The 12,573-nt window shown below is 56.3% G+C and carries 11 protein-coding genes and 4 tRNA genes; 4 read left to right on the top strand and 11 right to left on the bottom strand.

All coding sequences use genetic code 11. The annotated features are described in order from the left end of the window. From hemC to hemY, 4 genes are read left to right on the top strand one after another with little or no spacing between them, the layout of a single operon-like run. Positions 1-942 carry a hydroxymethylbilane synthase gene (gene hemC, locus HP459_RS05530; protein WP_171936006.1) on the top strand — a complete coding sequence of 314 codons (942 nt, stop codon included), beginning with the start codon at positions 1-3 and terminating at the stop codon, positions 940-942. Beyond that, positions 939-1,679 carry a uroporphyrinogen-III synthase gene (hemD, locus tag HP459_RS05525; protein ID WP_023299041.1) on the top strand — a complete coding sequence of 247 codons (741 nt, stop codon included), beginning with the start codon at positions 939-941 and terminating at the stop codon, positions 1,677-1,679. Before hemC ends, hemD begins: the two co-directional genes overlap by 4 nt. 20 nt (positions 1,680-1,699) lie before the next feature. Further along, complete coding sequence (gene hemX / locus HP459_RS05520) at positions 1,700-2,893, top strand: uroporphyrinogen-III C-methyltransferase (protein WP_022646657.1); 1,194 nt, start codon at positions 1,700-1,702, stop codon at positions 2,891-2,893. A gap of 2 nt (positions 2,894-2,895) precedes the next feature. Next, positions 2,896-4,095, top strand: a complete 1,200-nt coding sequence (gene hemY, locus HP459_RS05515) for a protoheme IX biogenesis protein HemY (protein ID WP_032622057.1) — start codon at positions 2,896-2,898, stop codon at positions 4,093-4,095. Between the two features lie 539 nt (positions 4,096-4,634). On the opposite strand, the gene HP459_RS05510 is transcribed toward hemY, so the two are convergent. From HP459_RS05510 to HP459_RS05460, 11 genes are all read right to left on the bottom strand, one after another. After that, positions 4,635-4,711: transfer RNA gene (locus HP459_RS05510), tRNA-Pro, on the bottom strand. Positions 4,712-4,755: 44 nt separating this feature from the next. Further along, positions 4,756-4,842, bottom strand: a tRNA-Leu gene (locus tag HP459_RS05505). Positions 4,843-4,863: 21 nt separating this feature from the next. Beyond that, positions 4,864-4,939 (bottom strand) — tRNA-His (locus HP459_RS05500). Between the two features lie 67 nt (positions 4,940-5,006). Then, a tRNA-Arg gene (locus tag HP459_RS05495) sits at positions 5,007-5,083 on the bottom strand. A gap of 102 nt (positions 5,084-5,185) precedes the next feature. Next, the gene (locus HP459_RS05490; protein WP_045308202.1) at positions 5,186-6,571 is read right to left on the bottom strand and encodes an amino acid permease; all 1,386 of its coding nucleotides are present in this window, start codon (positions 6,569-6,571) and stop codon (positions 5,186-5,188) included. Between the two features lie 197 nt (positions 6,572-6,768). After that, complete coding sequence (gene wecG / locus HP459_RS05485; protein WP_023299039.1) at positions 6,769-7,509, bottom strand: lipopolysaccharide N-acetylmannosaminouronosyltransferase; 741 nt, start codon at positions 7,507-7,509, stop codon at positions 6,769-6,771. A 12-nt stretch (positions 7,510-7,521) separates the two neighbouring features. Then, the gene (gene wzyE / locus HP459_RS05480) at positions 7,522-8,874 is read right to left on the bottom strand and encodes an ECA oligosaccharide polymerase (protein ID WP_017693948.1); all 1,353 of its coding nucleotides are present in this window, start codon (positions 8,872-8,874) and stop codon (positions 7,522-7,524) included. After that, positions 8,871-9,950, bottom strand: coding sequence for a TDP-N-acetylfucosamine:lipid II N-acetylfucosaminyltransferase (locus tag HP459_RS05475; protein ID WP_171936005.1), 1,080 nt, complete (start codon positions 9,948-9,950; stop codon positions 8,871-8,873). The genes wzyE and HP459_RS05475 overlap by 4 nt, the downstream gene beginning before the upstream one ends. After that, complete coding sequence (gene wzxE / locus HP459_RS05470) at positions 9,947-11,197, bottom strand: lipid III flippase WzxE (RefSeq protein ID WP_023299037.1); 1,251 nt, start codon at positions 11,195-11,197, stop codon at positions 9,947-9,949. Before wzxE ends, HP459_RS05475 begins: the two co-directional genes overlap by 4 nt. A 1-nt stretch (position 11,198) precedes the next feature. Continuing rightward, on the bottom strand, positions 11,199-12,329 hold the full coding sequence (gene rffA, locus HP459_RS05465) for a dTDP-4-amino-4,6-dideoxygalactose transaminase (RefSeq protein ID WP_171936004.1): 1,131 nt from the start codon (positions 12,327-12,329) through the stop codon (positions 11,199-11,201). A 4-nt stretch (positions 12,330-12,333) separates the two neighbouring features. Continuing rightward, a partial coding sequence (locus tag HP459_RS05460) for a GNAT family N-acetyltransferase (RefSeq protein ID WP_171936003.1) occupies positions 12,334-12,573 on the bottom strand: 240 nt, incomplete at its 5' end.

The following is a 12,573-nucleotide window of genomic DNA, read 5'->3' as shown; positions in this document are numbered from 1 at the left end:
ATGTTAGACAATGTTTTGAGAATTGCCACACGCCAAAGTCCTCTTGCGCTCTGGCAGGCACATTATGTTAAGCAGCGCCTGGAAGCCTGCCACACCGGATTACGCGTTGAGCTGGTGCCAATGGTCACGCGTGGCGATGTCATTCTTGATACGCCGCTGGCCAAAGTGGGCGGAAAGGGTCTGTTTGTCAAAGAGCTGGAGCTGGCATTGCTTGAGAACCGCGCCGATATCGCCGTGCATTCGATGAAGGATGTGCCCGTTGAGTTCCCGAAAGGGCTGGGGCTGGTGACCATCTGCGAGCGCGAGGATCCGCGCGATGCGTTTGTCTCTAATCGCTATGACTCGCTTGATGCGTTGCCGGCAGGCAGCGTGGTCGGCACGTCAAGTTTACGCCGCCAGTGTCAGCTGGCTGAACGTCGCCCGGATCTGGTGATTCGCTCGCTGCGTGGGAACGTCGGCACACGCCTTGGCAAGCTGGATAACGGCGACTACGATGCCATTATTCTTGCGGTTGCGGGCCTGAAACGCCTGGGGCTGGAAGAACGTATTCGCGTGGCGTTGCCGCCGGAGCTGTCGCTCCCCGCCGTCGGCCAGGGTGCCGTCGGCATTGAGTGTCGTCTGGATGATGCGCGTACTCAGGCACTGCTCGCGCCGCTGAATCATGACGATACCGCCGTTCGCGTAAAAGCCGAGCGCGCGATGAATACTCGCCTCGAAGGAGGCTGTCAGGTGCCAATTGGCAGCTATGCTGAATTAACTGACGGTGAGCTGTGGCTGCGTGCGCTGGTTGGCGCGCCGGACGGCTCGCAGATGGTTCGCGGTGAACGTCGCGGCAAGCCGCGGGATGCCGAGGCGCTTGGCGTATCGCTGGCGGAAGAGCTGCTGAGTAACGGCGCGCGTGAAATTCTGGCTGAGGTCTATAACGGAGAGCCCCCTGCATGAGCATACTTGTCACCCGCCCTTCTCCCGCAGGAGAGCAGTTAGTGAGCCGTCTGCGCGCACTGGGGCAGGTGGCCTGGAGTTTTCCGTTGATTGAATTCTCCCCCGGTCGCGAGCTGCCTACGCTCGCTGACCAGATGCGTGCCTTGCAGGAAGGTGATCTGCTCTTTGCGCTATCGCAGCATGCCGTGGAATTTGCCCATGCGCAGCTACAACAGCAGGGCGTTAACTGGCCCCACGCACCCCGCTATTTCGCCATCGGGCGCACCACGGCGCTGGCCTTACATACCGCGAGCGGAATCGATGTTCGTTACCCGTTAGATCGGGAAATCAGCGAAGTCTTGCTACAATTACCTGAATTACAAACTATTGCCGGAAAGCGTGCGCTCATTTTGCGCGGCAACGGTGGCCGCGAACTGCTGGGCGAGACGCTGCGCGAACGCGGCGCAGACGTGACGTTTGTGGAGTGCTATCAGCGCTGTGCGAAACACTATGATGGCGCGGAAGAAGCCATGCGCTGGCATGCGCGCGGCATTAATACGCTGGTGGTTACCAGCGGTGAAATGTTACAACAGCTTTGGTCGCTGATTCCGCTTTGGTATCGCGAAAACTGGTTACTCCGCTGTCGGCTTCTGGTCGTCAGCGAGCGTCTGGCGAACCACGCCCGGGAACTGGGCTGGCAGGATATTCGGATCGCTGATAACGCCGACAACGATGCGCTGCTGCGCGCATTACAATAACTCTCAAATGGGAAGCCATAATGACGGAACACGAAAAATCCTCCGCCGTGGTTGAAGAGACCAGGGAGACTGTGGACACCACGTCACAGCCAGAGACGACAGACAAAACCGTTGAGAAGAAAAACGGCAGCAATAAAACCAGCCTCACGCTGAGCGTGATTGCCATCGCGATTGCGCTGGCCGCAGGCGTGGGTCTCTACGGACTGGTGAAGAAACAAGGCACCAACCAGACGGCCACCAGCGACGCGCTGGTTAACCAAATCACCGCCCTACAGAAAGCGCAGGAGACGCAAAAAGCTGAGCTGGAAGGCGTGATCAAACAGCAGGCTGCCGCCCTCGCCGACGCGAACAGCAAACGTGAAGAGTTGACCAAACAGCTGAGCGAAGTGCAGGAGAAAGTCGCCACGATTTCGGGAACCGATGCCAAAACCTGGCTGCTCTCACAGGCCGATTTTCTGGTGAAGCTGGCCGGGCGCAAGCTCTGGAGCGATCAGGATGTCACCACCGCCGCCGCGCTGCTGAAAAGCGCCGACGCAAGCCTGGCCGATATGAACGATCCGAGCCTCATCAACGCACGCCGCGCTATTACGGAAGATATCGCCAGCCTGTCTGCGGTTTCTCAGGTCGACTACGACGGTATCATCCTTAAGGTAAATCAGCTCTCAAACCAGATTGATAACCTTCAGCTGGCCGATAACAACGATGATGACTCCCCGATGGATTCTGACGGCACCGAGCTTTCCAGCTCCCTGAGCGAATGGCGTATCAACCTGCAAAAGAGCTGGCAGAACTTTATGGACAGCTTTATTACCATTCGCCGCCGCGATGAAACCGCCGTGCCGCTGCTGGCACCGAACCAGGATGTCTATCTGCGCGAAAACATTCGCTCCCGCCTGCTGGTGGCTGCCCAGGCCGTACCACGTCACCAGGAAGAGACCTACAAACAGGCGCTGGATAACGTTTCAACGTGGGTACGTGCTTACTACGATACCAATGACGCAACCACGACCGCGTTCCTGGAGGATATCGACAAGCTGAGCCAGCAAAACATCACCATGAACGTGCCGGACAAGCTGGAAAGCCAGCCGATTCTGGAGAAGATCATGCAGACGCGCGTGCGTAACCTGCTGGCCCAGCCGGGCGTTCCGGCAGAGCGCCCGGCTGAAGCACCTGCCGCCGCGCCAGCGCCTGAAAGCGCGCCGCAAGGAGAGTGATGATGCTAAAAGTCTTCTTACTCTTCATCCTGCTGATCGCCGGAATTGTACTGGGGCCGATGCTCGCGGGTCACCAGGGTTACGTATTGATCCAGACCGATAACTACAACGTCGAAACCAGCGTGACAGGGCTGGTGATCATCCTGATCCTGGGTGTGGTCGTCCTGCTGGCAGTGGAATGGATCCTGCGTCGGATTTTCCGTACCGGGGTTCACACGCGCGGCTGGTTCGTTGGCCGTAAGCGCCGTCGCGCCCGTAAGCAGACCGAGCAAGCGTTGCTGAAGCTGGCCGAAGGCGACTATCAGCAGGTTGAAAAGCTGATGTCGAAAAATGCCGACCATGCAGAACAGCCGGTTGTTAACTATCTGCTGGCCGCTGAGGCGGCGCAACAGCGAGGCGATGAGGCCCGCGCCAATCAGCATCTCGAACGCGCGTCTGAGCTCTCAACTAAGGATCCGATTCCGGTTGAGATCACCCGCGTTCGTCTGCAACTGGCGCGCAATGAAAACCATGCCGCACGTCACGGCGTTGACCGTCTGCTGGAAATCACCCCTCGTCATCCGGAAGTGCTGCGTCTTGCTGAGCAGGCATATATTCGGACCGGTGCATGGGGCTCGCTGCTGGACATTATCCCTTCCATGGCGAAAGCCGACGTGGGCGATGATGAACATCGTGATGAACTTCAGCGTCTGGCCTGGATTGGCCTGATGGATCAGGCGCGCGCCGATCTCGGCAGCGACGGCCTGAAAACCTGGTGGAAAAACCAGAGCCGCAAAACGCGCCAGCAGGTTCCCCTTCAGGTGGCGATGGCAGAACATCTGATTGAGTGTGACGACCATGACACCGCGCAGGAGATACTTCTCGACGGTCTCAAGCGACAGTATGATGACCGCCTGGTGATGGTCATCCCGCGTCTGAAAACCAACAATCCGGAACAAATAGAAAAAGCATTGCGCCAGCAGATCAAAACCGTGGGCGATCGTCCGCTGCTGTGGAGTACGCTGGGCCAGTCTTTGATGAAACACGGCGAGTGGCAGGAGGCGAGTCTCGCCTTCCGCGCTGCACTGAAGCAACGCCCGGACGCATTTGATTACGCCTGGCTTGCTGATTCGCTGGACAAGCAGCACAAGCCGGAAGAGGCCGCAGCCATGCGGCGTGATGGGCTTCTGCTTACGCTACACAATAACGGAACGCAGCAGTAATTATCCAGGAGGCCAGATGGCCTCCTTTTTTGTACCCATAAAAAAACGCCTGCTATAAAAGCAGGCGTTAAAACAGGTCTGTAAGACAACATATTTGGTGCTTCACTCAACGTTATGTCCATGGTGTTTGATGAGGCCGAAGCGACATCTGTCAGTGGACGATAAGCACCGTAAACGGCTCTGCGTCATTCCTGAGTTTATGAGGCCTTAGGGCGAACATAAGAGATGGAATGAGCATCTACACGTATATTATTGCATGTAATGTGCCAGGTTTACACGCATAACTTTTACATCGCGCAACATTTTAAGATAAAAGGAAATTATGTTGTTAAGAGACGCCTTACGCCATACAAAATCGCGCTAAGGGCGGCAATCTGTCGTCACCAGGAGACAGGTTAAGAGAGAAAATAATAAATTCTTTATTATTAACAGCTTATATGTCGCTGAATCGCGACAAGGATATAGAGTGTTGTCGGGGAATGGCTACAGGATGAAAAAGCGCAGAAAACAAAAAACCCCGCCGAAGCGGGGTTCAAAATTGGTCGGCGAGAGAGGATTCGAACCTCCGACCCACTGGTCCCAAACCAGTTGCGCTACCAAGCTGCGCTACTCGCCGATGTACTGCTTTTTTGAATTTTTAGTTCAACTCATTAAAAGTCGTGGTGCGAGGGGGGGGACTTGAACCCCCACGTCCGTAAGAACACTAACACCTGAAGCTAGCGCGTCTACCAATTCCGCCACCTTCGCAATTCACAACTCTTTCAATAATGGGGTGGCTAATGGGATTCGAACCCACGACAACTGGAATCACAATCCAGGGCTCTACCAACTGAGCTATAGCCACCACTGTATTCTTTCACGCGGTTCTGACTACTTCTCAGACCACCGCAGCTCTAGCGCCGGGACTAAAATGGCGCGCCCGACAGGATTCGAACCTGAGACCTCTGCCTCCGGAGGGCAGCGCTCTATCCAGCTGAGCTACGGGCGCTTAGCGCCGTTGCGGGGCTGGATATTACGTACCTCCGACCCCGCTGTCTAGTGCTTTTTTGAAAAAAATGCGCGTTTGGTTATGGTTTGCACATTTTGCCGCTTATTCCTCCACTTTATGGGCGGAGCCACGGCGACCCAGGCCAAAAAGTTTATATGCAGCTGTGACGGCAGCCAGGAAGATCATCCCGACAAACAGCGACATGCGGGTATCTTCATTAAAGTACATTCCAATTAATACGCAAATCAGGAACGCCATCGTCAAATAGTTCGCATACGGGAACAGAATGGAACGGAATGGATGGCTGGCGATCGCTTCTTTGTGCGCCTGTCGGAAACGCAGCTGGCTAATCAAAATGACAAACCACGGTACCATCCCCGGCAGCACGCTGGCGCTATAAACATAAACAAACACGCGCTGCGGATTCGGGATGATGTAGTTCAGGCAAGAGCCAATCAGCAGAATCACAATCGACACCGCTACGCCCGCCACCGGTACACCCACGCGGGAGACTTTACCCATCATCGCCGGCAGCTGTTTGTTTTGCGAGAGCGCGTAAAGCATACGCCCACAGCTGTACATTCCGCTGTTACAGCCGGAGAGCGCCGCCGTCAGCACCACAAAGTTGATAATGGCGGCTGCCGCCGTGATGCCAATCTTAGCGAAGGTTAAGACAAACGGGCTGCCGGTGGTGCCGATCTCGTTCCATGGGAAAATGGTCACGATAACGAAGATCGCGCCCACATAGAAAATCAGGATACGCCACAGTACCTTGCCTACCGCGCTACGCAGCGTGACCTGCGGGTTTTTCGCCTCACCTGCGGTAATGCCGATCAGCTCAACGCCCTGATAGGAGGCGACAACGATACAGAGCGCCGTCAGAAAGCCCTTCCAGCCGCCCGCAAAGAAGCCGCCGTGCCCGGTCAGGTTACCAAAACCGATAGCGTGCCCGCCGTTACCGAAGCCAAAGAAGATGACCCCAAGGCCAACGACAATCATCACGATGATGGTGGTGACTTTGATCATCGCAAACCAGAACTCGATTTCGCCGTAAAGACGAACGGCGGCAAGGTTCGCCAGCGCCACCAGCCCTACGGCAATAAGCGCGGGTATCCACTGGGCCATCTCCGGGAACCAGAACTGCACGTAGACCCCGATGGCGGTGATCTCCGAAATCCCCACGGCCATCCACATAAACCAGTACGACCAGGCCGTGAGATAACCAAAGAACGGGCTCATATACCGGTGGGCGTAAACGGCGAAAGAGCCCGTCACCGGCTCCAGGAACAGCATTTCGCCCATTGAGCGCATGATGAAGAAGACGAACAGTCCGGCAATAATATACGCCAGCAGGACGGAAGGCCCCGCCCACTTCAGCGTGCTTGCCGAGCCCATAAACAGGCCAACGCCGATAGTCCCGCCCAGCGCGATCAGTTCAATATGTCGAGCTTCCAGCCCACGCTGAAGCTCCGGTTTTTTCTCTGCCATAATTCCTCGGTTGTGTTTGCTGTTTCCCGACTTGTTGCCGGGTATTGTTTTGAGGGGTACTGAAATACGGAGCGAATGGTTTCTTAAATTCTGGCAAATGGCAAACAATGCATTAAAAAAATGAATGCATTGCACATAAACTCAGCAGTTTTGCGGGGGGCGTTGCAGCGCGAACAGCAGATCGCGCTGCATATTGATTACATTTTCCCGGTGTAGTGCCAGGCGAGGTAGCGCAGAAGGCGAATCTGTCGTTTTATACGCGTCGGTTGGGAGAGCAGGCGGTAGAGCCACTCCAGCCCCAGGTTTTGCCAGACTTTGGGCGCACGCTTAACGTGGCCGGTAAAGACGTCGTAGGTGCCGCCAACGCCCATATAAAGCGCATCCGGGCTGACCAGACGGCAATCGCGCATCAGTATTTCCTGGCGCGGCGACCCCATAGCGACAGTGACAATTTTCGCCCCGCTGTCGCGCACGCGCTCATATAACGCCAGGCGATCTTCCGGCCTGAAATAGCCATCCTGGCTGCCCACTATGTTAACATTCCACTGGTTACGCAGCTTTTGTTCGGTCTGCGCCAGCACCTCTGGCTTGCCGCCGATCAAAAATACCGGCGTGCCTTCAGCGCCTGCGCGCTCCATAAGCCGCTCCCAAAGGTCAGCACCCGCCACGCGAGACACATTAGCGTCTGGAAACTTTTTACGAATTGAACGCACCACGCTAATACCGTCTGCGTATTTAAACTCCGCGGCTTCAATCAGGCTTTTCACTTCCGCATTATCTTCAACCGCCAGCATTTTTTCTGCGTTGATGGCCACCAGCGTGCCCGACTTCATCTGCCCGTCCGCGAACAGAAAATCCAGCGCGTGCTGCATGTCACGCCAGCCAATCAGCTGTAGCCCGCGCAGCGCATAACGCGGGGCTGAAGTTGTATCCGTCATGATAATCCCTACTCAGACTTGCGACAGCGTTGTGCTGCCCTGTGGCTCACGTCTGTGCACAAGCCCTGCACTGTCAAACAACCAGTACAGCAGTTTTGCCAGCAGCAGACAGAGTCCGAAAACGACCATAAAGAACACCACGCGTGAGACGAATGAATCCAGCCCCTCGCGCGCCAGAACGATCATATTGAAAATGGCACCGAAACAGAAACTGTGCAAAACAGCGGCTTTGTAGCGGTTGGTCTCTTCGTTACCCAGCGTATATAGCCAGTCGAACCATTTTATTATCAGCCCTACCGCGATCGCGCCAGGCAGGATAAACCACGTTCCGCCCATCACTACCAGCGAGCCAATCAGGGTTGGGGAAATCGCCAGACCCGAATGGTTGTTCAGCACTTCCCAGGTGAAGTAGTTCGCCGTGTTCAGGACAATGCCGGGACGATCGGGCCACAGCCACGTCGGTATAAAGACATAGAAATCGCGAACAATCGGCGCCAGCCCCTGGAATTCGATCTTGTCGTAGTTTTGCAGCAGTAATGCCAGGTTTTCCCACGGCGAGAAGGTGTCGCGCGTCAGATACAGGAAGGTGTAAAACGCTTCGTCGCCGGCCACGTTCAGCCCGTAGCGCTTCAGCGCCAGCCAGAACATCCCCACAATGCCAAAGACGCCTGCCGCCGCCAGCATCCACAGCGAGATCCAGCCGCGAATAATGCCGATAAACAGGAAAATCGCGAAGGCGATAATGATGTTGGCGCGGGTGCCGCCGACGATCATGTAGGTCAGAATGCCAAATGCGACGGTGCTGACCAGGAAGAACAGCCAGGCTTTGCTGTCCTGACGCAGGAAAAAGACCACCAGCATCGCCGGGATAAAGAAATAGAAGAAACGCTTGAGCGCGACGCCGGAGACTTCGGCGGAGAAAATCTGGCTATAGGACTGCAACTTAAACAGTAAAAAGCCGTTATGCATGAAGAAAATCGCCACGCTGACGAGGGCGATAGTCATCAGCATAACCCACGTCAGATGGGTTTCTACCCGGTTCATGGTAAACAGCGGACGACGGGGGGTGGTGTCTTTTGCCGCGCGCAGGCGCGTTTTATAAGTGACGTAGTACACCGCGTAGAAGCAGGTCGCAGAGAGCAGCGCCTGCAACAAGATTTCCGGCGGCGCGACGCCAACATCAAAGCGGAACACGAGGATGCTGGTCAGCGGGAAGCCAAAGAAAAAGGTCAGCAAAAACAGCAGCGAGAAGAATACGTTGAAGTTAAAACGTACCCGCCGGAATTCAAACCAGGTGAGCGTGGCGATAAACAGCGTGCTCAGCAGCCAGACCACCAGCAAGCCGCTAAACTGCAACTGGCTCATGCGTTGTCTCCTGAAGCAATACGCAGCGCGCGGTGCCACGGCGTGAGGTAGTTCGGGCTGAAAAAGTCGATGCTATTTTTATCCACCAGCGTGAGCTGACGCTGCGCTTCCCGTACCACCTCGACATTAAGCGTGTCAGAGGTAAACAGCACCGGAATATGCTGCTCGGCCATGTCCTGCCAGAACGGGTTTTCGCGGTTGAGCACGCAGGGTACGCCCGCCTGAATCAGCAGACACAGCGTGCCAATCCCCTGCTGACGGGCAAAGATGAAATAGCCCAGATCGCATTTTCGCAGCAGCGCGAGATAGTCATCAAATTCCAGCTTATCGCTGAGAATGTGCAGGTTTTCCGCGCTAAACAGCGCAAGCCCCTGATGGCGAACTTCATCGATGTAGGCGTCGTTATTGGCGGGATAGCCCATCGGCACCACCACGTTCACCGTGTCGCCAAACTGCTGATGCACCGCCCTCAGCGCCGCGACATGCTCGTTACTGCGATCGCCGGAATTCCCCACCAGGATGGTCAGCTTGCCCTCTCGAACCGTGTCATTCGCCATGGTGTTCAGCGCCGGATCCATACGGGTCGGGAAATAGAGCAGCTCCCCGCGAACCTTCGGGTGCTGTTTAGCAAAATAGTTGAGATCGCCTCGGGTAGCAAAAACGCAGCCCACACGCGCCTGCGCCAGACGACGCAGCGGATAGAAAAGTCGGAACTTCCAGCCACGGGAGACTTCGTAGAGATCCGCTCCCCAGATATGCCAGCTGAACTGAGAAGGTTTGATCCCGCCGCTTAACAGCGCCAGCCACAGTCCGGTATTGAACTGTCCATGGAAGAAGAAACGTTGGCTTCGATCCGCTTTGGCTTTAGCAACCACGGCCTTCGTCAGCGCCGCTTTGTCTGGCCAGAAGGTGATATGCAATGCCGGACACGCCGCGCTCAGGCCGCTGTCGCGTCCAACGACCATAAACTCACGCGCATCGGGCGTGCCGGATGCCAGTTCATCGTTGAAGAACCGCAGAACGGTCTGGTTATGATGCGGGATATCCGATCCCAGTATGTGTATCAGTGCAGTCATGCGCGTTTACGCCAAAGTAAAAATACGCCGCAACAGGCAGCGAAATAAACGATATAAGTTGCCATATAGGCCTGCGCCGCCCCCAGCGCACCGTGGGTGGGGATCAGCCAGTGAGAAAATGCCGTTAGCAGCGCAAACTGGCCGATCTCTGCCAGGATATACAACCGCAGCGAAGCCTTCGCAATCACCAGATAGCCGAAAACGTATGCCCCCACTTTCAGCACATCGCCGACCAGTTGCCAGGCAAACAGATCGCGCATGGCGGTAAACTTCGCTGAAAACAGCAGCCAGATGGCGAAATCACGCAGTAACCAGACGGTAAAGCTGGCGATCGCAACGGCCGGCAACACGAAACGCAGGGCGCGAAAAATCTCGCGGGTAATATCCTGCCTGGACGTCAGGCGCGATAAGGTTGGCAGCAAATAGACGCTAAAGGAAGCCGTAATAAATTGGAGGTAAGCATCTGAAATGCTGCTCACGCCCTGCCAGATCCCCACTTCATCCCAGCTGTAATGCGCTGCCAGCAGGTTTCGCATCATCACGTAAGCCACGGGAAGCGTTACCGAAGTGATGAGCGCCATCAGGGTAAACTTTCCTAGCTGCCCCGCCAGCATCTTGTCCCACTGCGGTTTCAGGTAACTCAGCGGGACATTGCCTCTGCGCATCAGCATAAACGCTGCCGGAATGACAACGAGCGCAGGCACCAGCGCCAGCCCCAGCAGCGCGCCTTCATAGCCGCCCAGTCGATAGCAAAAGTAGTAGGCGATAACGCCGATGATGCTGCCGAGGATCAGCGCCAGCGCATTCCCGGCGGCATCACGGAAGCCTTTCATCAGCGCCAGCAGCAGGTTCGCCCAGGCGATGCCCATCTGAACGAACGCCACCAGGCGCACCAGTCCCTGATAGTGCGTGTGTCCGAACAGTCCCTGACTAACAGGTGCCGCCGCCAGCAAAAAGACGATGGCCAGCAACGTAGAGAAGCCCAGCACCATAGCAGAGGAGGTGCCCACCACCGTGCGAAGCTTTTCGGCATCGTCATGATGCTGCGCGACGTATTTGGTGACGCCATTGAATATCCCGGCACCTGCCAGCACGCCAAGCACCGTGACCAGCTGGCGGAAGTTCCCTGCCAGCCCAACGCCTGACGGACCAAATGAGACGGCCAGCAGCTTGACGACCAGTAACCCGGCGCCAATTTTTACTAGCGTGGACGCTGCCGTCCACACCGACGCTTTTGCCAGAGACATATCAGGCGAAATAACTCAGAAGCGAATTGATCACCGTACGCTGGTTCACCGGCGCGAGGTTGTAGAACAGGGGCAGGCGGAGCAGACGTTCGCTCTCTTTGGTGGTGTAGCGGTCTTCACCGGCAAACATCCCGAAGGCTTCGCCAGCCGGGCTGGAGTGCAGCGGAATATAGTGGAATACCGCCATAATTTCCGCCTCCTTCAGCCAGGCAATCAGCTTGCTGCGATCGTCGTTATCGCGCAGCTTGATATAGAACATGTGGGCGTTGTGGATGCAGTCTGCCGGAATAGTCGGCAGTTCAATACGTCCGGCTTTAGCCAGCGGCTCCAGCGCGTCGTAGTAGGTTTGCCACAGGGAGAGGCGTTGCAGATTGATTCGCTCTGCCGCTTCCAGCTGCGCCCAGAGATACGCGGCCTGCAAGTCCGCCATCAGGTAGCTTGAGCCGATATCGCGCCAGGTGTATTTATCCACCTGACCGCGGAAGAACTGGCTGCGGTTGGTCCCTTTTTCACGGATCACTTCCGCACGCTCCACAAGGGCACGATCGTTAATCAGCGTCGCGCCGCCTTCGCCGCCTGCGGTGTAGTTTTTGGTTTCGTGGAAGCTAAAGCAGCCGATATGACCGATGGTTCCCAGCGCGCGACCTTTGTAGGTGGACATCACGCCCTGCGCGGCGTCTTCCACCACGAACAGGTTGTGCTTTTTGGCGATGGCCATGATGGTGTCCATTTCACAGGCCACGCCCGCGTAATGCACCGGAATAATCGCCCGCGTTTTGTCGGTGATCGCCGCTTCAATCAGCGTTTCGTTGATGTTCATGGTATCCGGACGGATATCCACAAACACGATTTTCGCCCCGCGCAGGACAAACGCGTTCGCCGTGGAGACGAAGGTGTAGCTCGGCATGATCACTTCATCGCCGGGCTGAATATCCAGCAGCAGCGCGGCCATTTCGAGCGATGCGGTGCAGGACGGCGTCAGCAGCACCTTGGCACTGTGAAAACGTTGCTCCATCCACTGCTGGCAGCGACGGGTAAAACCACCGTCGCCACAGAGCTTGCCGCTGCCCATAGCCGACTGCATGTAATCAAGTTCAGTGCCCACAACGGGAGGCGCGTTAAATGGAATCATCTTGTCACCTGTATAACCAGTAGGCGGTGGCGTCAATGCTGGCACCACTCGCAATATAACGTTTAAGCGCAGCGGTGTTGCCCATCTGGGTTGCGACCCGCAGCGTCGATACCTGTTGTTGCTCCGCCCAGTGCAGCGCCGCCTGCATGAGTTTTTCGCCCATGCCGCGCCCGGCTAACAAACCGATGCGCGCCTCTTGCTCGTTGAGCCTGCGAAGCGAAACAAAACCCTGAATCTGCCCACC

Source organism: Enterobacter sp. CM29 (assembly GCF_013179605.1).
Taxonomy (GTDB): Bacteria; Pseudomonadota; Gammaproteobacteria; order Enterobacterales; family Enterobacteriaceae; genus Enterobacter; species Enterobacter intestinihominis.
This window is presented reverse-complemented; position numbering and strand designations above follow the sequence as displayed.

Coding starts and splice junctions, on each gene's coding strand:
- hemC (WP_171936006.1), top strand. CDS start 1: ATGTTAGACAATGTTTTGAGAATTGCCACACGCCAAAGTCCTCTTGCG.
- hemD (WP_023299041.1), top strand. CDS start 939: ATGAGCATACTTGTCACCCGCCCTTCTCCCGCAGGAGAGCAGTTAGTG.
- hemX (WP_022646657.1), top strand. CDS start 1,700: ATGACGGAACACGAAAAATCCTCCGCCGTGGTTGAAGAGACCAGGGAG.
- hemY (WP_032622057.1), top strand. CDS start 2,896: ATGCTAAAAGTCTTCTTACTCTTCATCCTGCTGATCGCCGGAATTGTA.
- HP459_RS05490 (WP_045308202.1), bottom strand. CDS start 6,571: ATGGCAGAGAAAAAACCGGAGCTTCAGCGTGGGCTGGAAGCTCGACAT.
- wecG (WP_023299039.1), bottom strand. CDS start 7,509: ATGACGGATACAACTTCAGCCCCGCGTTATGCGCTGCGCGGGCTACAG.
- wzyE (WP_017693948.1), bottom strand. CDS start 8,874: ATGAGCCAGTTGCAGTTTAGCGGCTTGCTGGTGGTCTGGCTGCTGAGC.
- HP459_RS05475 (WP_171936005.1), bottom strand. CDS start 9,950: ATGACTGCACTGATACACATACTGGGATCGGATATCCCGCATCATAAC.
- wzxE (WP_023299037.1), bottom strand. CDS start 11,197: ATGTCTCTGGCAAAAGCGTCGGTGTGGACGGCAGCGTCCACGCTAGTA.
- rffA (WP_171936004.1), bottom strand. CDS start 12,329: ATGATTCCATTTAACGCGCCTCCCGTTGTGGGCACTGAACTTGATTAC.